Origin of the sequence: Pseudonocardia oceanicola (assembly GCF_047200735.1) — a bacterium.
Taxonomy (GTDB): domain Bacteria; phylum Actinomycetota; class Actinomycetes; order Mycobacteriales; family Pseudonocardiaceae; genus Pseudonocardia.
In genome coordinates this window covers 705,089-731,875 of sequence record NZ_JBJZON010000001.1, presented here as the reverse complement: position 1 = coordinate 731,875, position 26,787 = coordinate 705,089, and the positions used below count along the sequence as shown (strand labels likewise).

Sequence of the window (26,787 nt, the reverse complement as noted above, 5' to 3'; positions counted from 1 at the left end):
CGGGTGCGCGACGCTCCCGGACGATCACACCCTTTCCGGGTGTTGCGCTGCGTCGTTCGGCGGTCCGGGTTGCGCCGCCCGGCGCTCCGCCTCGAACACGACCATCCGGGCCATCACGCCGAAGACCAGGTCGTGTCCCGGTTTCTGCGCGTACCAGTAGAGGCGCCCCGCGAGCCCGCGCGGACGGAACGTGACCGTCTGCGTGTACCGGCTCGCGCCGCGTCCGGCCGGCTCGACCGTCATCCGCAACCGCGCGACACCCGGCAGCCGCGCCTCCGCCCGGAGCGCGAGCAGCCGCCCCCGCTCGATCTCCTCGACGCGCCACCAGTCGACGGGCGCGCCCGGTTCGAGCCGGGCCGGGCGGCCGCGCCGCAGGCCGACGCCGCCGATCAGCCCGTCGAGCCGCTGCCGCAGCTCCCACGCCCCGGGCACGGTGCGCCAGCCCTCGTCGCCGCCGAGCCCCGCGACGACGGACCAGAGGACCTCGGGGGGTGCGTCGACCTCCTCGACGTGCCGGCCGCTCAGGGCGGGCGGGCCGGAGCCCGCCGGGTCGGTCGCCGCCGACCCCGCGGCCCCCTCCTCGGCCAGCGCCCGCCGCACCGCCTCGCGGTAGCGGGTCGGACCGCCCGGCGGCTCCCCGACCAGGGCCGACAGGTCCGACTCGCGGCAGACGAGGTCGTAGGCCATCGACTCCAGCAGCGGGCCCGCGAGCTCCCGGTCGACCGGGGTCAGCGCCTCGACCGCCCGGGCGCCGAGCCGCGGCGCCGCGACCGGGACCGGGACGGTGAGCGCGCGGGTGAGGCCGGCCTCGCGGGCGTACCCGCGGAGCAGCTCGACGTAGCTGGGCGCGTCCGGGCCACCGACGTCGAACGCCCGGTTCACCTCGGGCGGCAGCCGCAGGCAGGCGGTCAGCCAGTACAGGACGTCGTCGATCGCGATCGGCTGGACGCGGTTCCACGCCTGGTCGGGCAGCGGGAGCACGGGCGGGCCGCCGAGGACGGTCTCGGCGAGGTGGCGGATCATCTCGAAGCTCGCCGACCCGTGGCCGACCACGATCCCGGCCTGCAGCACGGCCGCCGGCACCGGAGCGCCCAGCAGGATCTCGCCGACCTCGCGCCGCGAGCCCAGGTGGGCCGAGTTCCCGGCCGCCGCGGAGGGCTGCAGCCCGCCGAGGTACACGATCCGCCGCACCCCGCCGGCCGCGGCCGCCGCGGCGACCGCGCGGGCCGCGACCCGGTCCCGGTCGGCGAAGTCCGGGCCGTCCATCGAGTGCACGAGGTGGACGACGGCGTCGACGCCCCGGCACGCCTCGCCGGTCGCCGCGGGATCGGCGACGCTCCCCCGCACGACCTCGACCCGGTCGGCGAATCCGGCGCGCGCCAGCCGGTCCGGGGACCGCACGAGGCAACGGACCGGGTGCCCCTCGTCGAGGAGCCGCGGCACCAGCCGGGTGCCCACGTAGCCGGTCGCGCCGATCACCAGAACTCGCACGGGCCGATCGTCCCCGGAACCGCTCGTCCCCGCCCGCCGAGCCCTCCGGCGCCACGATCGGGCGGCCCGGCGCGCCGGGCTCCGTCGATCACACCCCGTCGGGTATGTCTGTTTCATGGTCCCACCACGCACCCTCCACCGCCTCGCCCTGTCCGCGCTCGCCGTGCTGTCGGCCACGCTCGTCGGCTGTTCCTCGCCGTCCCAGGCGCCCTCGACCGAGACCGGCACCCCCGCGGTGCCGACGGCCCAGGCCGCCCCCGCACCGGACGCCGCCGGGGGCCAGGGCGACGCCGAGGCCGACGTCGCGGTCGAGGCCACCTTCGGCACCGAGGGCGAGGCCATCACCTACGACCCCGAGCTCGTTCCGGCCGGGGCCACGGCCCGGGTCACGTCGTCGACGGAGGGCACCAGCTCCACCGTCACCCTCGCCGTCACCGGCCTGGTGCCCGAGCGCACCTACGGCTCGCACGCGCACCAGAAGCCCTGCGGCCCGGCCGCCGCGGACTCCGGCCCGCACTTCCAGCACGTGCCGGACCCGGTGAACCCGAGCGTCGACCCGGCGTACGCCAACCCGCAGAACGAGGTCTGGCTGGACTTCACCACCGACGCGCAGGGCGCCGCCTCGGTCACCGCCAACCAGGCCGAGTGGGCCTTCACCGACCAGGCCGCGCCGCAGTCCGTCGTGATCCACGCGATGCCGACGGCGACCGAGCCCGGCAAGGCCGGCACCGCGGGCGACCGCGTCGGCTGCGTGACGGTGGACTTCGTCTGACCGCGGCACCTCCCCCGAGGTCGACGGGCTACGGCACGCCCAGCGCGCGCAGGCCGGCCGTGGTGCCCGCGGCGAGCACGACGACCAGCAGGAACGGCACCCTGCGCCACGCCGCCACGGCCCCGACCAGCACTCCGGCCGGGCGGGCCCAGCCCGCGAAACCGCCGTCCTCGGTGAAGGTGGCCGTCGCGACCAGCGCCAGCAGCAGAGCGGTCGCCCCGAGGTCAGTGAGCCGGGCGAGCCGCGGCGGCAGCGTGACCCTGTCCCGCAGCAGGATCCCCGCGAGCCGGACGAGGTAGGTGCCGGCGGCGAGGGCCAGCACGGCGGACCAGGTCATCGCTCCGCCTCCGTCCCCCGGGCGAGGACGAGCGCGACGAGCGCGACCAGGACGGGCAGCCCGGCGGGGAGGAAGGGCGTGGCGGCGAGCGCGAGCACGGCCGCGCCCAGGCCCACACGCCGGGCGTCCCGGGCGCGCAGCGAGGGCAGCAGGAGGGCGAGCAGGGCGGCCGGGAACGCGGCGTCGACCCCGAACGACGCCGGGTCCGGCACCGCCGAGCCGGCCAGCAGCCCCACGACGGTCCCGGCGTTCCACCCGACGAACAGCAACGCGCCGCAGGTCCGGTAGGCCGCCCGGGCCCGCGGGCCGCTCCCCCGCGCCCGGGTGAAGGCGACGTTCTCGTCGATCAGGATGTGGGCACCGAGAAGGCGTGCCGCCGTCGTGCGACCCGCGAGGTCGCCGATGGCCAGGCCGAACGGCAGGTGCCGGAGGTTGAGCAGCAGGCCGGCCAGGACGGCCGCGACCGGCGCCCCGCCCGCGGCCACCACCGCGACCGCGAGGAACTGCGACCCGCCCGCGAAGACCAGCACCGACAGGGCGACGGTGAGCAGCGGCGGCACCCCGGCGGCGGCCGCCAGCGCACCGAAGGACATCCCGACCACTGTGATCGCCGCCCCGAGCGCGAGCGCGTCCCGGAGGTCGCCACGCTCCAGCGCCGTTCGCCCTGCCGAACACATGGCCGTTAGGATGAACACCGTCGAGGCGTTCGTCAAACCGGATAGGGAGACCGATGAACCGAACGGACGGGACCCCCCTCGCGGCCATCGCCTCCGCCGTGCGGCGCGAGCGGACGCGCCATGACCTGTCGCTGGGCGAGCTCGCGCGCCGGGCCGGGATCGCCAAGTCCACGCTCTCACAGCTCGAGGCGGGGGCGGGGAACCCGAGCGTCGAGACCCTGTGGGCGATCGCCGTCGTGCTGGAGGTCCCGTTCTCGCGGCTGGTCGACCCGCCCGCCCGGGCGGTGCGGGTGGTGCGGGCCGGGGAGGGCGTGGTCATCCCGAGCGAGCACTCGCCGTTCACGGGAACCCTGCTGGCCGCGTGCCCGCCCGGGGCGCGCCGGGACCTGCACGTGATCACCGCCGAACCCGGTCCGCCGCGCAGCGCGCACGCCCACATCCCGGGCACGACGGAGCACCTGGTCGTCACGGCGGGACGGTGGCTCGCGGGCCCGGAGGGCGAGGAGGTCGAGCTCGGCCGCGGCGACTACGCCTGCTTCCCGGGCGACCGCCCGCACGCCTACCAGGCCCTCGAACCCGGCGCCGCCGCGGTGCTGGTGATGGAGTACGCGTGACCCACCCCCGCGAGTCGCGGGCCCCACCCCCGCGAGTCGCGGGCTCCACCCCCGCGAGTCGCTGGCTCCACCCCCGCGAGTCGCGAGACCCACCCCCGCGAGTCGCGAGACCCAGCACCCCGAGTCGCGAGACCCAGCACCCCGAGTCGCGAGCTCCAGCACTCCGCGTCTCGAGCTCCAGACTCAGGCCGATGGGCCGGCGAGGGAGAGCGCCGCGGCCGCACTGAGCGAAGACCGCTCTCCCGGCGCACTCAGCCGGCGCGGACCGCGCGCGGGACCAGCCCGCGCGGCGGGGCCGGGATGTCGGCGCCGGGGTCCACACCGGCCGGGCCGAACAGCGCGTCCGGGACGCCCTCGGCCAGTCGACCCCGCGGCCCGACCGCCTGCACCGCGGTGGCCGCCGTGTCGACCGCCCCCTCCGTCGCGGCGGAGGGACCCTCCGCGAGACCCTTGGTGGCGTCGACGACAGTACCGGGCGTGGCCGCCGCGCCGCGGGTCGGTGCGCCCCTCGTGCCGGACGTGCCGTCCAGCGCCTCACCCGCGGCGCTCTGCGGGAGATCCTTCCCGCGCTCGACCTCGCGGTCCGCGGCATCGGCGTCGGCATCGGCATCGGCAGCAGCAGCGGCAGAACCATCGGCAACGGCAGCGGGACCGGCAGCAGCGGCAGAACCTTCGGCAGCGGCAGAGCGAGCGGCAGAGCCATCGGCAGCGGCAGAGCGAGCGGCCGCGACATCGGCCGCGGCTGCGGGACCGGCAGCGGAGCCCTTCCCCCGAGCCGTCCCGCCGGTGATGGTGTCCGGTGTGCCGGTCCCGGTGAGGACGCCGTCGTCCATCGGGAATGCCTCGGGCAAGCCGCGCCCTACGCCGTCCTGGCCGGCAGCGTGGGGGCCGGCAGCGTCGTGGCCGGCACCGTCGTCGGGCGCGGCCGGCTCGGTCCCGCCACCCTCGGCGGGCGCGGCCGTCACGGCCGGAGGTGTGCAGTCCGTCCGGGCCGGGGCCGCCGGCGCGGCGAACGCCGCCGCCGAGCCCGCGATCATCACCGTGGCGACGACCCCGCCGATGAACACACAACGCCTCACCCGGCTCCTCCGCCCCTCGAACCCCAGCTGTCACACTGGACCCTAGAACGCGTACGGTCACCAAGCAGCTCTCGTTCACCCACTCGTGGGGCAGAGAAGCGCAACCGGGTGACACCGTGCGTGATCAGCGACCGGGACGAGCCACGCCATCCGGTTCACGCAGCGCGACGAACGGCAACCCACCGGCCCGAGCGTGGCCCCGTCGAGGACGAAACCTCGGCTCCACGAACGGCACCACGGTGAACGGCGGCCAGGGCGGGTACGGCGACCAGCAGGATCCGCGCCGTTCGAGCGCTCCCAGGCGGGTACCACCGGGTGAGCACGGCCATGTACGCCGTGGCGCCCTGGTCGTACAACCAACGCGCCGGGTCGGTGGGCAGGTGCAGCAGCCCCGTCATCCCGGGGCAGTTGGCGCCGACCTGCTCGTACCCGGCGACCGACCACCCTTCGTGCCGCCACCCCGGACCCGGCGACCGGCCCCGAGAACGCCGGACGCCCCGCACGAGGCGGGGCGTCCGGGAGCTGTCAGCTCACCAACCGCGGCCGGCGTAGCGCTGCTCGGCCGGCAGGTCCGCGATGTTGATCCCGACCATCGCCTCGCCCAGCCCCCGCGAGACCTTCGCGATCACGTCCGGGTCGTCGTGGAAGGTGGTCGCCTTGACGATCGCCGCCGCGCGCTGCGCCGGGTCACCGGACTTGAAGATCCCGGAACCGACGAACACGCCTTCGGCGCCGAGCTGCATCATCATCGCCGCATCCGCCGGGGTCGCGATCCCGCCCGCGGTGAACAGCGTGACCGGCAGCTTGCCGGCCTGCGCGATCTCGGCCACCAGCTGCACCGGCGCCCGCAGCTCCTTGGCCGCGATGAACAGCTCCGCCTCGTCCATGGTGCCGAGCCGGCGGATGTCCGCGCGGATCTGGCGCATGTGCCGGGTCGCCTCGACGACGTTGCCGGTGCCGGCCTCACCCTTGGAGCGGATCATCGCCGCGCCCTCGGAGATCCGGCGCAGCGCCTCGCCCAGGTTCGTCGCCCCGCACACGAACGGCACGGTGAACGCCCACTTGTCGATGTGGTGCGCCTCGTCGGCCGGGGTCAGCACCTCGGACTCGTCGACGTAGTCCACACCCAGGGACTGCAGCACCTGCGCCTCGACGAAGTGCCCGATGCGCGCCTTGGCCATCACCGGGATCGACACCGACTCGATGATCCCCTGGATCATGTCCGGGTCGCTCATGCGCGCCACGCCGCCCTGCGCGCGGATGTCCGCCGGCACCCGCTCGAGCGCCATCACGGCCACCGCCCCGGCGTCCTCGGCGATCTTCGCCTGATCCGGCGTGACGACGTCCATGATCACGCCGCCCTTGAGCATCTCGGCCATGCCGCGCTTGACGCGGGCCGTGCCGAGCTCGGTGCTGGCGGTGCCGGCGGCGGTGTCGGTCTGGGCCTGCTCGGACGACACTTTCGGTGCTCCTCCTCGGTACGCTTCCCGGGACCCCGGGATGCCGCCGCCGCTGGTCGGCGGCCCGTCCACCGATGGTACGCGTCGGCACCGGCCGGTCACGCCCTCAGGTGTCGCAGCCCTCAGCGGACCGTCAGCCGACCGGATCGGCCGGGCGCGGCGTCCACCCCACGGTCGTCACCGGCGCCGGGAGCGACTCGGCGATCTCGAAGTAACCGGGCAACGGCGCCGTGCCGTGCAGCCGCAGCCACCGGACGAGCCGGCGTGACCGGAGGTCCAGGGTGTCCCGCACCGCGTCGTTGTGCACCCGCCGCGCGAGGACCACGAGCCGCTCGGCGTCGGCGAGCTCGGCCCGCAGATCCGCGTCGAGCCGCGACCGGTCGACGACGGCGAGGGCCCGGGACAGGGTGTTCTCGACGAGTTCGCGCGCCTCGGTGCCGTCCGCACTGCGCGGCAGCGGGCGGACGGAGCCCGCACCGGCGGCCCGGGCCGCCCCGTCGAGCGTCGCCGGCGCGCCGGGCCCGAGCGCGCGGGTGACCCGGGTCGCGACCTCCGCGCGCCGCGCCAGGGACCGTTCCAGTCCGACCCGGGCCGCGTCCGTCCGCTGGTGCAACCGGTCGAGCCGGCGGCTCCGCGCGACACACAGCACCGTGACGGCCACGACGACGGCCACCACGACGAGCAGGACGACCAGCAGCGGCCACGTCATGCCGCACCTCCGGGGTAGGCGTCCCGGCCGGCGACGACCTGGCGCGGGTCCGCCGCGATCGCGGCCTGGTAGACCTGCAGCACCTGCGCCGCGACGACCGGCCAGTCGAAGGCGGCCGCCCGCACCCGTCCGGCGGCCGACAGCGCCGCCCTGCGCGCCGGGTCCGTGAGCAGGGCGCCCAGGGCGCCGGCCAGCGCGGCCGCGTCCCCCGTGGGCACCAGCACCCCGGCCGGCTCGGGCTCGCCCAGCACCCGGCGGAAGGACTCCAGGTCGCTCGCGACCACCGGTGCGCCCGCGGCCATGGCCTCGGTCAGCACCATGCCGAAGCTCTCCCCGCCGAGGTTGGGCGCGCAGAAGACGTCGACCGAGCGGAGCGCGGCGGCCTTCGTGTCCTCGTCGACCGCGCCGAGCACGTCGAGCCGGTCGGCCACCGGCCCGGCGTCCCGCCGCAGGTCCACGGGGTCCCCCCGGCCGACGACGAGCAGCCGCGTGTCGAGCGTCCGCAGCGCCTCGAGCAGGACCGGCATGCCCTTGCGTGGCTCGGTGAACCGGCCGACGAAGCCCACCGTCGGGGTCCGCGGGTAGCCGGGGAGGTGCGGGCCGGCCGCGAACCGGGCGACGTCGACGCCGTTGGGGATCTCGATCGCGTCGCCACCCAGGTGCTCGACCTGGACGCGGCGGGCCAGCGTCGACACCGCGATCCGGGCGGTGACCTTCTCCATGAGCGGGCGGAGCACCCCGCCGAAGGCGTGCAGCGTGCGGGAGCGCTCGGTGGAGGTGTGGAAGGTGGCGACGATGGGGCCCTCGGCGGCGAGCAGGGCCAGTACGGAGATCGAGAACGTGGTGGGTTCGTGCAGGTGGAGGACGTCGAAGGCGTTCTTCTCCAGCCACCGCCGCGCCCGGGCGTAGGTGACCGGGCCGAAGGTGACCCGCGCGACGGAGCCGTTGTAGGGCACGCCGAGCGCCTTCCCGGCGGAGGTGACGAAGTCCGGGACCGGCGTCTCCTCGTCCGCCGGGGCGAGGACGGAGACCGCGTGCCCCAGCTCGCGCAACGCCCGGGCGAGCTCGACGACGTGCGTCTGGACCCCGCCCGGCACGTCGAGCGAGTAGGGGCACACGATGCCGATCCTCACCGGGCCACGGTCCTCATCCCCGGCTCCCGGGTGTCAGCTCCTGGAGCATGTGCCAGTCCTCGAGGTGCGCCGCGACGTACTCCTCGAAGGCGCGCGCCAGCTCGAGCGTCGCCTTCGGCACCGCGGTGCGGTCGGGGACGGCGATCGCCGGCGAGACCGTGGCGCCCCAGCCGCCCCCGGGTGGGAAGTAGGTGACCGCGGCGTGCAGCTGCGCGCCGGTCAGCGCACAGAGCGACGCCGGGCCCGACGGGAGCCGGATCGTGTCGCCGAAGAAGGGGACGTCGATCCCGGTGCCCGTGAGGTCCCGGTCGGCGATCAGGCAGACCAGCCCGCCCGCCCGCAGCCGCCGGGTCAGCGCGAGGTGCGCGCGGCGGCCGTCGTCCTGCGCGACGATCTCGAAGCCGAGCGACTCCCGGTACTCCACGAACCGCCGGTACACCGGGTCCGGCCGCAGCCGCTCGACGACGGTGGTCATCTCCGCCGGGAGCCCGTGCCGGCGCAGCTCCTCGATCACGTGGACGCCCGCGACGTCCCAGTTCCCCACGTGCGGCAGGGCCAGTACCACCCCGCGGCCCTCCTGCATCGCCGCCACCGCGACGTCGAGCCCGGTCGTCGCCGGGCGCATGCGGGCGTGGATCGCGGCGGGATCGAGGGCCGGGAGCCGGAAGGCCTCGAGCCAGTACCGGGCGTAGCTGCGCATGCCGGCGCAAACGAGCCGGTCCAGCTCGGGCTCGGACGCCTCGGGTCGGACCCGGCGCAGGTTGCGGCGCAGCCGCCGCACCCCCGCTCCCCCGCGCCGCCACGCCAGGTCGGCCCCGGCGCGGAACCCGGCTCCGGCCAGCGGTGCCGGGACGTGCCGCAGCAGCCGCCAGGCCGCCGTGTACCCGAGCTCGGCGGCGTTCACGACGGAGGCTCCGGCGGTGGAGCGTCCGCCTGCGCCCGGGCACTGCGGTACACGAGCACGATCCGCTGCCCCACCGTCCACACGGACGCGGCGGCGAGCCCCCACAGCAGCACGTGCAGCGCGTACGGCACACCGATCCCCTGCAGGAACACCCCGAGCAGGACGACGATCAGCCGCTCGGCCCGTTCGACCAGCCCGCCGTCCGCGCTCAGGCCCGCGCCCTCGGCCCGGGCCTTGACGTAGGAGATCAACTGCGCGGAGACCAGGCAGATCATCGCCGCGATGCCGAGCACGCGCTCCTCGCCGACCCCGAGGCACCACCACGTGACGCCCGCGAAGAGGGCACCGTCGGCGATGCGGTCACAGGTCGAGTCGAGCACCGCGCCGAACGCGGTGCCCCTCCCCCGGGCCCGGGCCATCGCCCCGTCGACCAGGTCGAGCAGCACGAACAGCGTGATCACGAACGGCGCGACGACCAGCTCGCCGCGGGGCAGGAACCACAGCGCCGCCGCCGACGCCCCGACCGTGCCGACGACCGTGACGGTGTCCGGCGTGATCCCACGCCCGACCAGCGCACGACCGATCGGGTCGGTGACCCGGTTGACGTGGACTCGGGCGACGACGTTCAGCATCGGGTGGGGCCGACTCCTGCCGGTCTCGTGCGGCGCCCCGCCGCGGTCGGTGTGCGGAGGGCCAGCCTAGTCCGCGGGGTGCTCACTCCCCGTGTCGGGCTCGCCTGCGTCCACGGTGCCGTCCGTGTCGTCCGCGCTGTCCGTGGGTTCCCACTCCGGCTCCCAGGCTCCGGCGAGCAGCTCGCGGGTCTCGGACAGCAGCTGCGGGATCACCTTCGTCTGCCCGACGACCGCGATGAAGTTCGCGTCGCCGCCCCAGCGGGGCACGACGTGCTGGTGCAGGTGCTCGGCCAGCGAGCCGCCCGCGACCGTGCCCAGGTTGAGCCCGGTGTTGAACGCGTGCGGCGCGGCGACCTTCTTCATCGCGCGGATCGCCCGCTGGGTGAACAGCGTGAGCTCCGCGGACTCGGCGGCCGTGAGGTCCTCGAGGTCGGCGACGTGCCGGTACGGCAGCACCATCAGGTGCCCCGGGTTGTACGGGTGCAGGTTGAGCAGGGCGAACACGCTCCGCCCCCGCGCCACGACCAGCCCCTCGGCGTCGGGCAGCGCCGGGATGCGGCAGAACGGGCAGCCGCCCTCCCCGGCCTCCTTGATGTAGGCCAGCCGATGCGGCGTCCACAGCCTGCGGAACCCGTCCGGTGTGCCGACCCCCTCCATGCCCTCGATCTCCGGGGCTGCGGGCTCGGGCTCGGACACGCCGTCGATCCTAGTCATGACGCCGCGCGGCCCTCGTGCCCGGCGATCGTCGCCGACCACCGGTCACGGTGCGAAGCTCTCCGCCGTCGGGTTGGCGTTGGAGCGGCCGGCGATCCAGCTCGTGATCGCCTCGACCGCACGTGCCACCGGCACGCCGTTGGTCTGCGACCCGTCGCGGAAGCGGAAGCTGACCGCACCGGCCTCGACGTCCCGCGCGCCCGCGAGCAGCAGGAACGGCACCTTCTGCAGGGTGTGCGTGCGGATCTTCTTCTGCATCCGGTCGTCCCCGGAGTCGAGCTCGACCCGCACGCCCTTCGCCCGCAGCTGCGCCACGGCCTCCTCGACGGCCGGGACCTGCTCGTCGGTGACCGGGATCGCGACGACCTGGGTCGGGGCCAGCCACGCCGGGAAGGCGCCCGCGTAGTGCTCCAGCAGCACGCCGAAGAACCGCTCGATCGACCCGAACAGCGCGCGGTGGATCATGACCGGGCGCTTGCGGGAGCCGTCCGGTGCCGTGTACTCGAGGTCGAAGCGGTCCGGCAGCATCAGGTCCACCTGGATGGTGGACATCTGCCAGCTCCGGCCGATGGCGTCCTTGGTCTGGACGCTGATCTTCGGGGCGTAGAAGGCGGCGCCGCCCGGGTCGTCGACGAGGGTCAGGCCGGTGTCCTCGGCGACCTTGCGCAGCACGTTCGTGGCGCGCTCCCAGTCCTCGTCGCTGCCGATCGACTTCTCCGGGTTGCGGGTGGAGAGCTCGAGGTGGAAGTCGTCCAGGCCGTAGTCGCGCAGCAGGCCCAGCACGAAGTCGAGCAGGGAGGCGATCTCGCCCTCCATCTGCTCCTCGGTGCAGTAGATGTGCGCGTCGTCCTGGGTGAAGCCGCGGGCGCGGGTCAGGCCGTGCACCACACCGGACTTCTCGTACCGGTACACCGTCCCGAACTCGAACAGCCGCAGCGGCAGCTCGCGGTAGCTGCGCCCGCGCGCGTCGAAGATCAGGTTGTGCATGGGGCAGTTCATCGGCTTCAGGTAGTAGTCCTGGCCGGGCTTGCGGACCGTCCCGTCGGCGTTCAGCTCCTCGTCGAGGACCATGCCGGGGTACATGCCCTCCTCGTACCACTCGAGGTGGCCGGAGGTGCGGAACAGCTGCCCCTTGGTGATGTGCGGGGTGTTGACGAACTCGTACCCCGCCTCCTCGTGCCGGCGCCGGGAGTAGTCCTCCAGCTCCTTGCGGATCACGCCGCCCTTGGGGTGGAAGACCGCGAGGCCGGAGCCGATCTGGTCCGGGAACGAGAACAGGTCCAGCTCGGCGCCCAGGCGGCGGTGGTCGCGGCGCTCGGCCTCGGCGACCCGCTCCAGATGGGCGTCGAGCGCCTCCTGCGACTCCCACGCGGTGCCGTAGATGCGCTGGAGCTGCGGGTTCTTCTCGCTGCCCCGCCAGTACGCCGCGGCAGACCGGGTGAGGGTGAACGCCGGAATGTACTTCGTGGTGGGCAGGTGCGGGCCGCGGCACAGGTCCGACCAGACCGTCTCGCCGGTGTGGGCGTGGACGTTGTCGTAGATGGTCAGCTCGCCGCTGGCGTCGACCTCCATGACCTCGCTGTCGGCCTCGGTGCCGGTGCCCTTGAGGTCGATCAGCTCGAGCTTGTACGGCTCGTCGGCCAGCTCCTTGCGGGCCTCGTCGAGCGAGTCGAAGCGGCGGCGGGAGAAGCGCTGGCCGGACTTGACGATCTTCTTCATCGCCGACTCGAGCTTCTTCAGGTCCTCCGGCGTGAAGGGCTTCTCCACGTCGAAGTCGTAGTAGAAGCCGTCCGTGATCGGCGGGCCGATGCCGAGCTTGGCCTCCGGGTACAGCTGCTGGACGGCCTGCGCGAGCACGTGCGCCGCGGAGTGCCGGATCACGCTGCGGCCCTCGTCCGAGTCCGCGGTGACCGGGCGGACCTCGGCGTCCGCCTCCGGGGCCCAGGCCAGGTCCCTCAGGTTCCCCTCGGCGTCCTCGACGACGACGATCGCCTGCGGGCCGCTGGTCGGCAGGCCCCCCTCGCGGACGCGGGCCCCGGCCGTCGTCCCGGCCGGCACCAGGATCGGCGCGGACGCGGGCGGGGCGGGTACAGCGGACACGAGGTGCCTCCAGGGAGTGCCGTGCGGGTGGTTCCCCGATGCTAGAGGTCGGGGTCGAGGCGGTTCCGGCTGGCACCCGCGCGGCGCCCGCCCGGGCCCGCCGCACTCCGGCGCAGCTCAGGAACGGTGGGGCAGGCCCACGTGGACGCGGGTCCCCTCCGGCTCCGGCACGGCCCTGCGCAGCGGGGGCGGGCTGCCGGGGGTGACGGGGGTGAACCAGTCCACGGCGCTCAGGTCGGGGCGGTCGGCGAGCCCGGCGAGCTCGGGGCCGGGCAGGGGCGGGCCGCTCACGGACGGGGCCTCGACGGACGCATCCGCAGCCGTCCTCCGGCCGGAGGGCGGTTCGCTTCCCGACGGCCCGCTCGGCGACGGCTCCCGTGGCGTCCCGGCCGGTGCGATCCCACTCGGTGACGCCTCGGCGGCCGGCGTCGGCGGCGGGGTCGCGGACGGGCCGTCGGCGGGGGTGTGCTCGGGACCGTCGCCGGCGGTGACCAGGCCGCCCGGGAAGAGCCCGGCCAGGTCGCTCGCGGTGACCGGCGCGGACAGCCGCCCGTTCGCCGGGCCGGTTCCGTCCGAGGGGTGCCGGGCCGCGGGCCGACCGGGCGGTCCGCCCGGCGACACGGGGCGGGACAGGTGAGCGCCGGACCCGTTCGGAACGGGCGCCGGCCCGGATTCGTTCGGACCCTGCGCCGCAGCGGACCCGTTCGGCCCCTGCGCCGCAGCGGACCCGTTCGGACCCTGCGCCGCAGCGGACCCGTTCGGCCCCTGCGCCGCAGCGGACCCGTTCGGCCCCTGCGCCGCGGCGGACCCGTTCGCGACGGGTGCCGGCCCGGCCCCGTTCAGCCCCTGCGCCGCGGCGGACCCGTTCGCGACGGGTGCCGGCCCGGCTCCGTTCAGCCCCTGCGTCGCGGCGGACCCGTCCGGGACGGGTGCCGGCCCGAACCCGGGCGGAGTGTGGCCCGAGCCGGATCCGTTCCGGCCGTGCACCGGGCCGAAGCCGTTCCGGCCTGGCTTCGGGCCGGATCCCTTCGCACCCGGCGCGGACGCGACCGAGGCGGCCGACCAGGCCGGGACGGGGGCCCCGGCCCGGTCCGCGGGCGGACGCACCTCCGATCCGACCGGGGGCGGACCCGGGACCGGTGCGGCCACGGGGCGCGCGGCGGTGCCCGCCGGGGCGGTGCCCGGTGCAGGCGCGGCAGCCGGGTGAGCGGGAACACCCGGTGCACCCGCGACGCCGGGGGCCGGGACCGCGTCCGCGGCCTCGTGCGGGGGCCGGTGCGCCGATGCCGCGGGCCGCCCCGCCCGCGGGCGGGGCGGCACGAAGGCCGCCGGGTCGACCCGGTCCAGCACGCGCCGGACCTTGCGCAGGTTGCGCTCCGGCGTCAGGACCAGCACCGAGAGCACGAGACCGGGGCCCACCGGGTCCGGCAGCAGCCGGACCAGGTGCAGCACCGCGGACCCCTGCTTGACGACGACCTCTGCCGGCGCGCCGCGCACGACCTGGGCCAGGGCCTGTGCGGCACGCATCACCTCGGCCTGCGCAGCGGCCACCGCCTCGGTGTCGAGCCGGGCGCGGTCGGCCGTCTCGGCGTCGAGCGTCAACCCGCTCTCGACGTCGACGAGGGCGCACGCCAGCACGGACGGCTGGCGCAGGACCTCCTTCGCGGCGGCGCGCAGGACTCCGGGACTACCGGGGATGCTCAGCACGCCACTGTTCTATCGGGACGGTCGCGGACCGCGATCAGCGGTGGGCGTTGGTCTGGAAGTACTGGCTGTCTCCCTGCGGTGCACGGGCGCCGGCGTTGGGGTGCGACATGTAGAACTCCTGCTCGATGACCCGCAGGTCACGGCGGGCCATGGCCAGGTTGGCCTGCGCCCGGTTGAGCACCAGGTAGAAGAACAGCTTCTCGTCCGGCAGACCGCGGATCAGCCGGATCAGGTGGTACTGGTTGTCCAGCGTGATCAGGATGTCCTCGATCTGCTCGCGCAGGCCGAGCTTCTGGGCGACCTCGATCTTGGTCTTGACCACGTCGCTGTTGCCGGGGGCCGCGACCTCGAGGTCGAACTCCGCACTGCCGCCGCGGGAGCCCAGCATCATGCCGCTCTCGTAGTCGACGACGGCGACCGCGAACGCGCCCTTGATGTTGGCGGCCATGTCCAGGGAATGCTCGATGGAGCTCATCGTGTGCCTCCGACCACCGGGTACGGGGAACGGTTTCCGGCGGTCTCGAAAAGGTGGGACGGGGGAGACCCCAGGTTATCGCAGAATCGTTGCCGGGGGCAGCGGGGGCTGTGTTTCCGGACGCTGCTCACAGCGCGGCGCGAAAGGCGGGTCACGGCGACCGCGCGGCACGTACGCCCGTGTCCGGATTCAGCGCAACCGCTTCCGGAGCCCGTCGGCCAACCGGCGCAGCGTGTGCAGGTCCGTGGGCCAGCGCCGCTCCTGCTCGCCGTCCCGGGGCTCCCGCGGGGGCGGGATCACGGTGTCACCCCGGCGGCGTGGCAGGGCGCCGGGCGCCGGGCTCAGCGGGGCGACGTTCGCGTCCTTCGTCGAGTCGGGTTCCTCACGGTCGGACGGCGTGCCCCGACCGATGTCGGGCGACGCACCGGGCGAGGGCCCGTCGGCCGGGCCGTCGTGCTCGGCAGGTCGGTCGGCGGTGCCGGCGCGCTCGGCGGTGCCGGCGCGCTCGGCGGTGCCGGCGCGGTCGGCGGTGCCGGCGCGGGCGGTGGGCGCAGCGTGATCGGGCGGCGCGGCGCGGTCGGCGAGCGCAGCGCGGGCGGCAGGCGCGACGTGGTCGGGCGGCGCGCCGTGGTCGGGGGGCGCGGGGCGGTCGGCGGGCGTGGCGCGATCGGGCGGCGCGGCGCGGTCGGCGGGCGTGGCGCGCCCCTCCGGCTCGGCAGGCTCGGCGCGATCGGCCGATGCAGGGCGGCCATCGGAAGCGGGGCGGCCATCGGAAGCGGGGCGGCCAGTCGAAGCGGGGCGGCTAGTCGAAGCGGGGCGCTCGGTCGAAGCGGGGTGCGCGCCGACCACAGTCCGGTCGGCCGCAGTCCGGTCGGCCGCAGTCCGGTCGGCCGCAGTCCGGTCGGCCGCAGTCCGGTCGGCCGCAGTCCGGTCGGCCGCAGTCCGGTCGGCCGCAGTCCGGTCGGCCGCAGTCCGGTCGACCGCAGTCCGGTCGACCGGCGCGGCCGGGTCGGCCTGGACGCCGTCCGGCCGGACGGTGCGGGACGCAGATCCGGTCGGCTCCCCCGGGTCGCTCGGAGCGGACCGCGGCGCCGGGACGGGACGGGGTCGTCGGGCTCCGGGGGCCGCCGACAGCCGCTCGGTCGGCGGACCCGGACGGAGTTCACCGCCGGATCGCCCGCGCCGCGCTCCGCCGGCACGCCCCGCCGAGCCACTCTCCGAGCCGCTCGTCCGGCCGCTCTGCGACGCCTCCCGCAACACCTCGGCAGCCCCGGCGGGATCGGGCGGCAGGGGTGGCCGGGCCCGGTGCGCCGCCGCGAAGAACTCCGCCGCCAGGGACGGGGTCGGGGCCCTGACCAGCCCGTCGTCTCGATCCCGGGCCGGTGCCCGGCGTGCGGCCGCGGCGCTCGCGGAGGCAGGGGGCGGCTGGTCGGGCGCCGCCGGGTCGGCCTCTGCCGCGCCGTCCGGGGGCGACGGGTCCGGACGACCGGGCGCCGATGCACCGGCGGCGGCCCGCGTCGCCGGGACGGTCGCCACGGCCGGTGCCACCGCTGCGCGCGGCGGCGTCAGGAGGGCCACCGACGGGAGAGCAGCCGCCGGGGACGCCGGCGGCGGGGTGGCCGACGGAGCGGCCGCCGGGGACGTCGACGACGTGGACGACGGAGTGGCCGACGAAGAAGACGTCGACGAGGCGGCCGAGGCGGACGGGACGACCGCTGGAGCGGCCGAGGAAGTCGCCGACGGCGCGGACGGGGCCGACGGCGCGGACGGGGCCGACGGGGCGGACGGGGCGGACGGGGCGGCCGACGAGATCGCCGACGGGGATGCCGATGGGCATCTCGGCGAGGGAGCGGGTCGGACGGGGGTCGACGGAGCGCCGGCCGGGCGCGTGACGGGTGCGGCCGCGGAGCGTCCGTTCGGCCGCGCAGCCCTCGGCGCGCCACCCGCGGCCGGCGTCGACGGTCGGGGCGCGGCGCCGGGGAGCGCCGCCGGCACGGCGCTGCGCCCCGCCGTGGGCATCGCGCCGAACCCGCCCTGGCCCTGCCCGCGCGGGCTCGGGCCACGCCCCCGGGTAAGACCCTCCACCTCGCGGAGCGCGGAGGCGAGGTTGGCGCGGGCCCGCACGAGCCGCAGGTACAGCACGCCCGTCGAGCCGTCGCCGAGCGGGAGCCCAGCGAGCACCTGCACGACCCGACTGCCGGTCACGACGACCGTTCGCAGCGCCCCTGCCTGCGCACCGCCGACGCCCGCGGCGCTGTCGAAGGCGTCGACGATCTCGTCCGCAGGAAGCGCGGGATCGACATTCCCGACGGCCGCGAGAATGAGCCGGGAATCGCGCTCCAGAACGCAGCCGTACGAGACCCCGGACATTTTTCCCAGGATATCGGTCACATTGTCCGGAACGGGCACGAGAAAGTGTCTCACACGCTGAGAGAACCATTGCTCCCGCACCTTCTCGGCCCATTCCGACAGGGCCGGGTGATCAACGCGCCTCGGCCGTACGGCGCAGCGGGGAGGACGGCCGTTCGCGTAGGACGCCCGCTCGTGGGTGCGCGTCCCGTCCGGGACGGCCGCATCCTGCCGGAGGCCGCGCACGGGCGGCGCCGACCCCGACCACCCGGCATCCACGGCTGGGCCCGACAGGCGCACAGCAGGCCGCCACCCGGCCCGACCGGTGCTCAGTGACGTCGCACACTCGTCCGCACCTCGGGCCAGGCGGGGGCTCGGCGCATCCCGCGCCCGCGTCGGCGTGCGGGGGACCGGAACGGGCGCGGACCCTGGGGCAGGAGCGGATGGCGGCCCTCATCGGCCCCCGACCCTCATCGGCCCCGACCCTCATCGGCCCCTGAGCCACCCGGCACCCTCGCCGGCCCCTGAGCCACCCGGCACCCTCGCCGGCCCCGACCTTCCTCGAGCTCGATCCTCCTCGACCTCGACCCTCCTCGGGCCTCACCGTCCGCCCTGACCGACGCGGCCCAGACCCTCCGCACCCCCGCCTGCTCAGGCGGTCGGCGCCGTCGCCCTCGCGTGGACCGCGGTGAGGAAGCGGTGCACGGCCCGCACCGTGTACGCCGTGCGCGCGGTGGGGAGGCCGTCGAAGCCGTGTTGGGCGTGCGGCAGCTCCGCGTAGCAGACCGGCTGCCCGGACACCTCCTGCAGCCGTGCGACCAGCCGGCGCGACTGCCCCACCCCGGCGACCGTGTCCGTGTCGCCGTGCACCACGAGGAAGGGCGGCGCGCCGGGCCCGGCGCGGTGCACCGGCGACGCGGCGCGGTACGTCGCCTCGTCCTCGGCGTAGCTCGTTCCGATCACCTTGCCCTCGAGCAGCTTCCACAGGCCCTGGTCGTCGACGGTGAAGTCGTGCACGCCGTACAACGGCACGGCGGCCTGCACGGCGGTGTCGACCTCCTCGAACCCCGGCTGGTAGGCCGGGTCGTTCGCGGTCAGCGCGGTGAGCGCGGCCAGGTGCCCGCCCGCGGAGCCACCGGTGACGGCGACGAAACCGGGATCGCCGCCGAACCCGGCGACGTGCTCGCGGATCCAGCCCAACGCCCGCTTGACGTCGACGATCATCGCCGGCCACCGCGCCGCGGGCGCGAGCCGGTAGTCCACCGTGACGCACATCCAGCCGCGCGCGGCGAGGTGCGCCATGAGCGGCACCGCCTCGGTGGTGCGCGAGCCGAGCGTCCAGGCGCCCCCGTGCACCTGCAGCAGCACCGGCGCCGGCCCGCCGTCGCGCAGCAGGTGCAGGTCGCGGCGCGCCCAGACGTCGAGCCGGTGCTCCGGCTCGGGCCCGTAGGCGACGTCGCGGGCCACGACGTAGCGGCCCGCACCCTGCATCCGGTCCCGGATCCGCCGCGCGGCGCCGGGGACCGGGCGGTCCAGCCCGGTGACACCGAGCGGGGCCAGTGCCTCCTGCAGCACGACGGCCGAGCGGCGGGCGTCGGTCCGCAGCCCGGTCAGAGCGGCCACGGCGGCGACGTTCGTCCCGATCGTCGCCAGGGCCGTGGCCCGGCCCGGACGCGAACCCCGCACCAACCCCACCACCCCGCCCACCGCCAGCGCCGCGTGACCCAGAGCCCCGGCGAGGGGCATCTCGGAGGCCGGGGTGCACAGACCCATCTGGGCCACGGAGGTCGGCCAGCGCCGCAGCACCGGGCGGCGGGCCCCCGCCGCCGTCAGAACGCCCATGATCCCCGCCGTCGTGCCGGCACGTCCCATCCGAGCTCCCTCGCTCCCCTGATCCTCGTCGACCCCGTGATCCTCCCGCGAGACCGCCCCCGGATCTCCCCCGCCTCCGCGCTCACCTCCGTCCGGCCCAATCCGACGGCAGGCTCGTCACGCACCGTCGCGGACCGGCCGCACGACACGCGTCCGTGATGCCGTCGTTCGGGTGAGTTCGATCCCCGGCCGCACCGTGCCCGTGGGGTCCCCCGTTGACCTGCAAGACGGTCGTGCGGGGGCCGAACGGTCTCGGCGGGTGCTCCGCACGGCCGAGCCGGCCCGGCCGCCGTCCCGCACGGCCACCGGGTCGGGGCGGACGGCGGACGGCGGACGACGGGAAGGACGAGCGAGTGCCCGGAGGAGGTCATGGACCGGCGCAGCGGGCAGGCCGGCCGCCGCAGCAGCCCCGCGCCCGGACCACCGCACCCGCCCGCCCCGTGCCGGCCGCGGCGCCGGGCGCACCGGCCGCTGCACCGACCCCCGCGCCGACCCCCGCGCCGTCGGCGGCGCACCGGACTCCCCCGCGGCCCGCCTCGCCGACTCCCCGGGCTGCACAACCGCCCACCCAGTCGCCGACCCCGGCGCCCGGCCGACCGCCCGCCCGCCGTGAGGCCCCTGGTCCGCTCGCCGGTCCCCCCGGCTCCGGCCGTCCGACGCCGCCCCCGCCGCGGCGCGCCGCCGGCCCGTCGCGCTCGGTCCCCTCCCGCGGGTCCGAGGGCCCGTCCCGCAGGTCCGAGCACCCGTCCCGCAGGGCCGAGCACCCGTCCCGCGGGGCCGAGCACACGTCCCACGAGGCGGAGCTCCCCTCCGGCGGAAGGACCCGCCCCGGTCCGGTCGACCGCTCCCGCAGCGCCTCCGGGCAGGCGGCCCGCACGGGCGACCGAGGAACGAGCGACGCCGGCGGGGGCAGCCCGACCGATCGCTCCCGCAGCCGCGGGACGGCTGCGCGCAGCGAGTCCGGAGCGGCCCGGACCACGGGCCGGACCACGGGCCGGACCCGGGCCTCGGCCGTCCCGCGATCCCGCAGCCGTCGCTCCCGCGGGCGCACCGGCGTCGGCTGGTGGCAGACCCCGGACCCCAGGAAGGCGACCGCGCCGGGCACCGGGCCGACCCCGGCACCCGAGACCGCCTCGCAGGGCCCGCTCGCGCTGCTGCGCCGCGCCAACGGCAGCTCCGCCCACCGCCGGCCGCTCACGCCCGCCGAGCGCACCGCCCGCCGGCGCCGGCGGATCACGCGGGGCCTCCTCGGCGGGGCGGCCGCGTTCGTCCTGCTGCCCCTGCTGGCGCTCGGGATCGGGTGGCTCGGCTTCTCCGTGCCGACCGTGGACGACGCCGTCAACAACCAGGTCGCCACCATCTCCTACGCCGACGGCTCCGACCTGACGCGGCTCGTGCCCGAACAGGGCAACCGGACGAAGGTGACGGTCGACCAGATCCCGGTGCACGTCCGGGAGGCCGTGCTCGCCGCGGAGGACCGCAGCTTCTACTCCAACCCGGGCTTCGACCTGACCGGGATCCTGCGCGCCGCCTGGAACCAGCTGCAGGGCGGGATCGGCGGCGGGTCGACGATCACCCAGCAGTACGTGAAGAACGCCCTGGTCGGCGACCAGGTCTCCTTGTGGCGCAAGTACAAGGAGCTGATCGTGTCGCTGAAGGTGAACCAGGAGAAGTCCAAGGACGAGATCCTCACCGACTACCTGAACACGATCTACTTCGGCCGCGGCGCCTACGGCATCCAGTCGGCCAGCCAGGCCTACTTCGGCAAGGACGTCAGCCGGCTGACGGCGGCCGAGGGCGCCCTGCTGGCCGGGGTGATCCAGTCCCCGTCGCGCTGGGACCCGGCGATCGACCCGCAGAAGGCCGTGCAGCGCTGGGACTTCGTGATGGACGGCATGGTGGGCCAGGGGTGGCTGTCCCCCGGCGACCGCGCGGCGGCGACGTTCCCCGCCACCCAGCAGCGCAAGGCGGCACCGGGCAGCGGCGCCTACTCGGACAGCCGCGGGCACCTCGTCACGGCCGTCAAGGCGGAGCTGGACTCGCTGGGCATCACCGACCAGGACCTGGCCCAGGACGGCCTGCGGATCACGACCACGATCGACCCGGAGCAACAGCGACGTGCGGTCGAGGCCGCGCAGAACGCCCTCGACGGGCAGCCGGACAACCTGCGGGCGGCAGTCGTCGCGATCGATCCGAGGACGGGCGGGGTGCGCGCCTACTACGGCGGGGACAACGGCGTGGGGCTCGACTACGCCCGGGTGAGCAAGCAGCCCGGCTCGACCTTCAAGCCGTTCGTGGTGCTCGCCGCGCTCAGCCACGACCCGCCGATCGGGCTCGGCACCGTGTTCGACGGCAGCGAGCGGACCGGGCTGCGCAACGCCGACGGCGCCGACTGCGCGCGCTGCGACATCAAGCAGGCCATGACGATCTCGAACAACGTCGTGTTCACGAGGCTGGCGGCCGAGGTGGGGCCGGAGAACGTGGCCGCCGCCGCCCGGGCCGCAGGCATCACCTCCCCGCTCGACGACCCCGACGCGCGGATCGCGCTGGGGAACAAGGAGGTCACGCCGCTGGAGCTGGCGTCGGCCTACGCCACGATCGCCGGGGGCGGCGTCTGGCACGCCCCGCACTTCATCTCGAAGGTCGTGACCGCGGACGACCGGGTGCTCTACGAGGCCCCGGACTCGTCGGGCGAGCGGCGGTTCAGCGAGCAGGTCGCGCGCAACACCGTCGAGGCGATGCTCGGCGTGGTCCCGAACGACGGGCTCGGCATCGGGCGGCCCGTGGCGGGCAAGACCGGCACCGTCCAGTCCCGGTTCGAGGGGGAGAACAACGACGCGTGGTTCTCCGGCTTCACCCCGGACCTGACCACCGCGGTCTGGATCGGCACCGACATGAATTCGCCGATCCGGACGGCCTCGGGCACCCCGGTCGAGGGCAAGTCCCTGCCCGGCGAGATCTGGCAGACCTTCATGAGGCAGGCGGCCGAGGAGGACCCCGCGCCGGAGAGCTTCGGGACCTACCGGCCGATCGGCGAGCCCGCCTCGGACCTGCCGCCCAACGCGACACCCTCCCCCACGCCGACCCCGAGCGCGCCGCCGAGCGCCTCGTCGGAGGTCCCGCCGCCCCCGTCGGTGCCCGTGACCCCGACCAGCGAGCCGCCGCCGGGCAGCGGCGCCCTGCCGGACGCGGACGACCCGCTGTTCCCGGACGAACCCCCCACCACCCCCGGCGCCCCACCGGCGAGCCGAACCGAGGACTGCTCGATCACGCCCTGCGGCTGAGCTCGTCGTCGGCCGCCGCTCCGCGAGCCGGCGGCGGCCGGCTGAACCGCTCGACGTGGATTTTCATGCCACCGTCTCCGGCGCGCGCCGCCGGCCGCCCTTCATCGTGACGGCCCTCCCCTGCCGTACCGACCAGACCGTCCCCCGGCACACCGCCTCCTTGATGCGTGCCGCCGTCCTGCCGGCGATCACGAGGCCGGTGGGGGTGTCGTCCCGGCGCGACACCTGGATCGTGCCGGCCCGCCGGCCCAGGCTGAGGCAGGTGCCGGCGTAGGCCGGGTCGAGGGTCCCGGGCTCGGTGCCGGCGAGCCGGCTCAGCACCGTCCGTGCGGCGTGCTGGCCCAGGGGTAGCGCGGTCTGGCAGCTCATCCGCAGCGGCCGGCCCGACGGGGCCGCGGCGTCCCCGGCGGCGACGACCCGGTCGTCGTCGAGGCTGGTGAGGGTCTCGTCGGTGAGCAGCCTGCCCAGCTCGTCGGTGCGCAGGCCGCTGCGTGCGGCGAGCTGCGGCACCGCGAACCCGGCGGTCCAGACGGTGACCGCGCTCGGCCGGACCCCGCCGGCCAGTACGACCGCGTCCTCCCCCACCTCGACGACCACGTCGTCGAGCACGGTCACGCCCAGCTCCGCCAGGGTCGTCGCGACCCGTCGCCGCCCCCGCTCCGACAGGGTCGGGGCCAGCGTGCCGCCGGTCACCAGGGTGACCGCACGGCCCCGCTCCGCGAGTTCCGCGGCGGTCTCGATGCCGGTGGGCCCGCCCCCGGCGACGGTGACGGGCGCGCCCGCGGGCAGCTCCGCGAGCGCCGCGCGGAGCCGGCGGGCCTGCTCGATCCCGGCCACCGTGTAGGCCGCGGCCGGGACGGGGGCGGTGCTGCCGACGGCATGGACCAGGTAGTCGTAGCCGAGGGCCGCGCCCGAGGCCAGGTCCACCCGACGCGCGGGCGCGTCGATCCGGATGGCCTCGTCGACCACCAGCCGGACACCCTCGCCGAGGATCGTGCCGAAGTCGATCCCGGCGACGTCGCGGGTGCCGGCCGCCAGCTCGTGCAGCCGGATCCGTTCGACGAACTCGGGGCGGGGGTTGACCAGCGTGACGTCCACGTCGGCGCGGGTCCGCAGGTGGTTGGCGGCGAGGGTTCCCGCATATCCCCCGCCGAGGACGACGACCTTCGCGAGTGCGTTCATGCCCTCGGGACTCCGCACCCCCACCGCGGCGTGACGCGGTGTGAGCACCGTCACCACCGGCACACGCGACTGGAGTTCCGGGCTCCCGCGAGTCTCGCTCCCCACTCCCGCCGGTCGGGGTGCGTGGTCCGTAGGCCCGCGGTCCGACCCCGGCGGTCCTCCGGCGCGGAGCTGCCCGGTCGCCCCGGGACGACTACCGTGGGGCGGGTGAGCACGTCGCGGCACTTCGCGGTCGACGCCTGGCCGTCGGACCGCAGCCTGGTGCTCTACGTCCCGGAGATCGAGGCCGCCACCTCCGTCCGGGACCTGTGCGACGCCGAGGCGGCCGCCCGCGACCTGATCGCCGTGCTCACCGGGCTGGACCCGGCCGGGATCGAGTGCGACGTCCGGCTGTCGCGGCGCGCCCGGTCCGCTCCCTGGCACTGACGCCGCCCCCGGCGGCGACGCCCCGACCGATCACGGGCCGAAGGTCTCCGGCACTGCTCGGTCGCGGGAGATCGCCGGTCCCGGATCGCGGCGACCCGTTCGGGACGCTCGTGCCGCAACCCCGCCGCGCCGGCGTTGCCGAGCGACCCCCGCCCGGGCGGAGGGCCCCTCCGGAGCGACCCGGTCGATCCTCTCGCGGAAAGCCTTGCGGTTGCCGCGGCGGCAACTCCTCGCGTCGCCCGGACGGAAGGAGCGCCATCACGCCTGGATCCGCCGCTTCTGGGAGCCCGACGCCGAGGCCTCCACCGCCCTCGGCCGCATGTACCTCGAGGACGAGCGGTTCACCACGACCATCGACCGGCACGAGCCCGGGCTCGCGGCCTACCTGCGGGACGCGATGGCCGTGTACGCACGGGCCACGCTCCGCTGAGCCGCGCCGCCGGTCAGGCGCGGTAGCGCACCGCCAGCACGACGACGTCGTCGCCGGTGTCGGCCGGCGAGCCGGACACCAGGTGGTCGCAGAAGGCCTCCAGGTCCAGCCCCGCTCCCGCGGCCGCGAGCCCGAGCAGCTCGCGGGCGCCGCGGTCGTCGACGTCGTCGCGGCGCTCGGCCAGCCCGTCCGTGTAGAGCACGAGGGTGGCGCCCGGGACCAGCACGATCTCCTGGTCGTGGCGCAACCGGTCCGGGTCCACCCCGAGCACGACGTCGACGGCGCCGCTCGCGTACCGGGCGGTGCCGTCGGCCGCCACGAGCAGCGGGAGCGGGTGTCCGGCGTTCGACCAGCGGAAGACGCGCTGGTCTCCCCGCAGCAGCACCCGCCCGTGCAACAGCGTGGTGAACCGGGTGACGTCGAGCCGGGAGGCGACCCGGTCGAGCCGGCGCAGCACGTCCGACGGGGAGCCGTCGCTGTCGAACGCCAGCGCGCGCAGCATGCTGCGCAGCTGACCCATGGTGGCGGCGGCCGCCAGGTCGTGCCCGGCCACGTCGCCCACCGCGAGGGCGAGGTCGCCGAAGGGCAGCCGGAAGACGTCGTACCAGTCGCCGCCGACCTCCAGCTCCGCGGCGGCCGGCCGGTACCGCGCGGCGATCTCGATCCCGCCGATCCCGACCTCGGCCATCGCGGGCGGCTCGGTGAGCATCGACTCCTGCAGCGCCAGCGACACCTGTCGGGTCTGCTGGAACCGCCGCCCGTGCTCGACCGCCGCCGAGGCCCGCGCGGCCAGCTCGGTGACCAGCGCGAGGTCGTCGGCGGTGTAGGGCACGCGGTCGCCGCAGCTCGCGAAGAGCAGGGCGGCGATCACCTCGCCGCCGGAGATCACCGGGGCGACCAGCCGGGAGTTCATCCGGACCGCCCGCGCCCACGAGTGCATCTCCGGCGTGCCGGCCCAGTGCTCCGCCGCGAGCGGGTCGAGCTCCAGCTCCGGCCGCCCGGTCCGCACCGACCGAGCGAGCGGGTGGTCCGGCCCGAACACGAACCGCGCGGCGCCGTCGCCGCCGATGTCGCCGGGCACCGGCGGCAGCCCGGGGGCGGCCCGGGTGACCGAGCGACGGCCGTGCACCGGGTGCCCGGGTTCGAGCGGCCGTGCCTCGTCGACGAGGTAGACCCGGCAGAGATCGGCGAACTCCGGCACCACGGCGTCGGCCAGGGCGAGCAGTTCGGTCTCCGGGTCGAGCGCCTTGTTGACGGCGAGGGTGGCCCCCGCCAGGACGTCGAGCCGGTGCCGGGACCGGAACTCGTCGTCGATGTCGGTCTCGGTGCCGACCCACTCGACGAGCCGCCCGCCCTCGCGCACCGGGACCGCCCGCGACCGGAACCACCGGTAGCGCCCGGTGTCCGTGCGCAGCCGGTGGACGTGCTCGAAGCTCGCGTCGTGGCCCGCCCGGACCCGGCCGACGGCCGCCTCCCACGCCGCGCGCTTGCTGCACCGGTCCTCCGGGTGGAGGGCGTCGAGGAACCCCCAGCCCGTGTACTGGTGCGGGGCCTGCCCGGTGACGGCCCGGTAGCTCGGCGAGTCCTCGCGCGCGCTGCCGTCGGGTTCCCGGATCCACACCGCGGCCGACGTGGCGTCGACCAGACTGCGGTAGCGGCGCAGCAGCGACTCCCGGGCCGCCGCCAGCTCGGCCAGCTCGCGGCGGGTGTGCTCGGCCTCGGTGATGTCGACGACGACCAGGCCCACGCCGAGCACCGAGCCGTCACGGTCGTGCACCGGGTAGCAGTTGACCATCCAGGACTGCTCCGGGCCGCGCCCGTGCCACAGCCGCCCGGTGAACGGGGTCCGGGTGAGCGGCCGGTCGTCCTCGAGCACCTGGCGCAGCAGCCGGGTGAGGCGCGCGCCCGTCTCGCCGTGCACGTCCTCGAGGGTGCGGCCGACCCGGTCGTCCGAGGTGCCGCCGTCGATGCTGGTCACGGCGGCGTTGACCCGCCGGTACCGCAGGTCCCGGTCGAAGTAGGCCAGCCCGACCGGGGCGTTCTGCCAGAGGGCGTCGAGCAGCGAGAAGGCCTCGAACCCGATGCGCGCGTCCGTGGCGTCCTGCAGCACCCCGACCACCGCGACCTCGCCGGTGCCGGGCGCGGCGTGCACGTAGAGGAGCCGGCCGGTGGGCACCGCGGCGGGCAGCGGGTCGCTCACCCGCCCGGACCGGGCGCGGGCGAGCATCTCGCGGGCGGCGGCCAGGTCGACGGGCGGCCGGACGGCGTCGATCCCGTTGCGACCGAGCACCACGTCGGCGGACCAGCCGGTCAGCCGGGCCGCCTCGGCACTCCACAGGAGCACACCGCCGCCGGCGTCGAGCGCGAACAGGCCGACCGGCAGGTCGGCGACGACGTCCGCCGCGAGCTGTGCCTGCGGCCCGTGCATCCGCGCATTATG

General features: G+C 76.0%; 21 protein-coding genes. 5 read left to right on the top strand and 16 right to left on the bottom strand.

Annotation, left to right across the window (positions count from 1 at the left end; genetic code table 11):
- Positions 1–24: 24 nt before the first annotated feature.
- Entirely contained in the window at positions 25–1,491 is a 1,467-nt protein-coding gene (locus tag ACL02T_RS03365; RefSeq protein WP_412829139.1) for an SDR family oxidoreductase, read from the bottom strand.
- A 115-nt stretch (positions 1,492–1,606) separates the two neighbouring features.
- Between ACL02T_RS03365 and ACL02T_RS03360 the strand changes: the two genes are divergently transcribed.
- A complete protein-coding gene (locus ACL02T_RS03360; RefSeq protein ID WP_412829138.1) occupies positions 1,607–2,263 on the top strand; it encodes a superoxide dismutase family protein in 657 nt (218 codons plus the stop codon).
- A gap of 28 nt (positions 2,264–2,291) precedes the next feature.
- Here the strand turns inward: ACL02T_RS03360 and ACL02T_RS03355 are convergent, their stop codons facing one another.
- Together ACL02T_RS03355 and ACL02T_RS03350 are read right to left on the bottom strand one after the other, a co-directional pair.
- On the bottom strand, positions 2,292–2,600 hold the full coding sequence (locus ACL02T_RS03355; protein ID WP_412829137.1) for an AzlD domain-containing protein: 309 nt from the start codon (positions 2,598–2,600) through the stop codon (positions 2,292–2,294).
- Complete coding sequence (locus ACL02T_RS03350) at positions 2,597–3,277, bottom strand: AzlC family ABC transporter permease (protein WP_412829136.1); 681 nt, start codon at positions 3,275–3,277, stop codon at positions 2,597–2,599. The genes ACL02T_RS03355 and ACL02T_RS03350 overlap by 4 nt, the downstream gene beginning before the upstream one ends.
- Positions 3,278–3,330: 53 nt before the next feature.
- Here ACL02T_RS03350 and ACL02T_RS03345 point away from each other — a divergent pair, with 53 nt between their 5' ends.
- On the top strand, positions 3,331–3,891 hold the full coding sequence (locus tag ACL02T_RS03345; RefSeq protein ID WP_412829135.1) for a helix-turn-helix domain-containing protein: 561 nt from the start codon (positions 3,331–3,333) through the stop codon (positions 3,889–3,891).
- A gap of 251 nt (positions 3,892–4,142) precedes the next feature.
- Here the strand turns inward: ACL02T_RS03345 and ACL02T_RS03340 are convergent, their stop codons facing one another.
- The 11 genes from ACL02T_RS03340 to ACL02T_RS03290 all read right to left on the bottom strand — a co-directional run bounded on the left by ACL02T_RS03340 (position 4,143) and on the right by ACL02T_RS03290 (position 19,025).
- Positions 4,143–4,970, bottom strand: coding sequence for a hypothetical protein (locus ACL02T_RS03340; protein ID WP_412829134.1), 828 nt, complete (start codon positions 4,968–4,970; stop codon positions 4,143–4,145).
- A 530-nt stretch (positions 4,971–5,500) separates the two neighbouring features.
- Positions 5,501–6,430, bottom strand: a complete 930-nt coding sequence (gene pdxS / locus ACL02T_RS03335; RefSeq protein ID WP_412829133.1) for a pyridoxal 5'-phosphate synthase lyase subunit PdxS — start codon at positions 6,428–6,430, stop codon at positions 5,501–5,503.
- Between the two features lie 133 nt (positions 6,431–6,563).
- Positions 6,564–7,139, bottom strand: a complete 576-nt coding sequence (locus ACL02T_RS03330) for a LemA family protein (protein WP_412829132.1) — start codon at positions 7,137–7,139, stop codon at positions 6,564–6,566.
- Positions 7,136–8,272 carry a glycosyltransferase family 4 protein gene (locus tag ACL02T_RS03325; RefSeq protein ID WP_412829131.1) on the bottom strand — a complete coding sequence of 379 codons (1,137 nt, stop codon included), beginning with the start codon at positions 8,270–8,272 and terminating at the stop codon, positions 7,136–7,138. Before ACL02T_RS03325 ends, ACL02T_RS03330 begins: the two co-directional genes overlap by 4 nt.
- Positions 8,273–8,285: 13 nt before the next feature.
- A complete protein-coding gene (locus tag ACL02T_RS03320) occupies positions 8,286–9,176 on the bottom strand; it encodes a phosphatidylinositol mannoside acyltransferase (protein WP_412829130.1) in 891 nt (296 codons plus the stop codon).
- A complete protein-coding gene (pgsA, locus tag ACL02T_RS03315; protein ID WP_412829129.1) occupies positions 9,173–9,808 on the bottom strand; it encodes a phosphatidylinositol phosphate synthase in 636 nt (211 codons plus the stop codon). Before pgsA ends, ACL02T_RS03320 begins: the two co-directional genes overlap by 4 nt.
- A 66-nt stretch (positions 9,809–9,874) precedes the next feature.
- Positions 9,875–10,522 (bottom strand): HIT family protein, encoded by a 648-nt coding sequence (locus ACL02T_RS03310; RefSeq protein ID WP_412829128.1) that lies wholly within the window; start codon positions 10,520–10,522, stop codon positions 9,875–9,877.
- A gap of 45 nt (positions 10,523–10,567) precedes the next feature.
- Positions 10,568–12,622, bottom strand: a complete 2,055-nt coding sequence (thrS, locus tag ACL02T_RS03305; RefSeq protein ID WP_412829127.1) for a threonine--tRNA ligase — start codon at positions 12,620–12,622, stop codon at positions 10,568–10,570.
- A gap of 117 nt (positions 12,623–12,739) precedes the next feature.
- A complete protein-coding gene (locus ACL02T_RS03300; protein WP_412829126.1) occupies positions 12,740–14,329 on the bottom strand; it encodes a hypothetical protein in 1,590 nt (529 codons plus the stop codon).
- 34 nt (positions 14,330–14,363) lie between these two features.
- Positions 14,364–14,804, bottom strand: a complete 441-nt coding sequence (locus ACL02T_RS03295; RefSeq protein WP_412829125.1) for a hypothetical protein — start codon at positions 14,802–14,804, stop codon at positions 14,364–14,366.
- A gap of 3,000 nt (positions 14,805–17,804) precedes the next feature.
- A complete protein-coding gene (locus ACL02T_RS03290) occupies positions 17,805–19,025 on the bottom strand; it encodes an alpha/beta hydrolase fold domain-containing protein (RefSeq protein WP_412829124.1) in 1,221 nt (406 codons plus the stop codon).
- A gap of 1,325 nt (positions 19,026–20,350) precedes the next feature.
- Between ACL02T_RS03290 and ACL02T_RS03285 the strand changes: the two genes are divergently transcribed.
- Positions 20,351–22,309 (top strand): transglycosylase domain-containing protein, encoded by a 1,959-nt coding sequence (locus ACL02T_RS03285; RefSeq protein WP_412829123.1) that lies wholly within the window; start codon positions 20,351–20,353, stop codon positions 22,307–22,309.
- Positions 22,310–22,372: 63 nt separating this feature from the next.
- Here ACL02T_RS03285 and ACL02T_RS03280 read toward each other — a convergent pair whose 3' ends face one another.
- On the bottom strand, positions 22,373–23,491 hold the full coding sequence (locus tag ACL02T_RS03280) for an NAD(P)/FAD-dependent oxidoreductase (protein WP_412829122.1): 1,119 nt from the start codon (positions 23,489–23,491) through the stop codon (positions 22,373–22,375).
- A 207-nt stretch (positions 23,492–23,698) separates the two neighbouring features.
- On the opposite strand from ACL02T_RS03280, the gene ACL02T_RS03275 reads away from it, so the two are divergent.
- Both ACL02T_RS03275 and ACL02T_RS03270 read left to right on the top strand, forming a co-directional pair.
- On the top strand, positions 23,699–23,917 hold the full coding sequence (locus ACL02T_RS03275) for a hypothetical protein (RefSeq protein ID WP_412829121.1): 219 nt from the start codon (positions 23,699–23,701) through the stop codon (positions 23,915–23,917).
- 205 nt (positions 23,918–24,122) lie between these two features.
- Positions 24,123–24,347, top strand: a complete 225-nt coding sequence (locus ACL02T_RS03270) for a TipAS antibiotic-recognition domain-containing protein (RefSeq protein WP_412829120.1) — start codon at positions 24,123–24,125, stop codon at positions 24,345–24,347.
- 13 nt (positions 24,348–24,360) lie between these two features.
- Here ACL02T_RS03270 and ACL02T_RS03265 read toward each other — a convergent pair whose 3' ends face one another.
- Entirely contained in the window at positions 24,361–26,775 is a 2,415-nt protein-coding gene (locus ACL02T_RS03265) for a SpoIIE family protein phosphatase (protein WP_412829119.1), read from the bottom strand.
- Positions 26,776–26,787 lie beyond the last annotated feature (12 nt).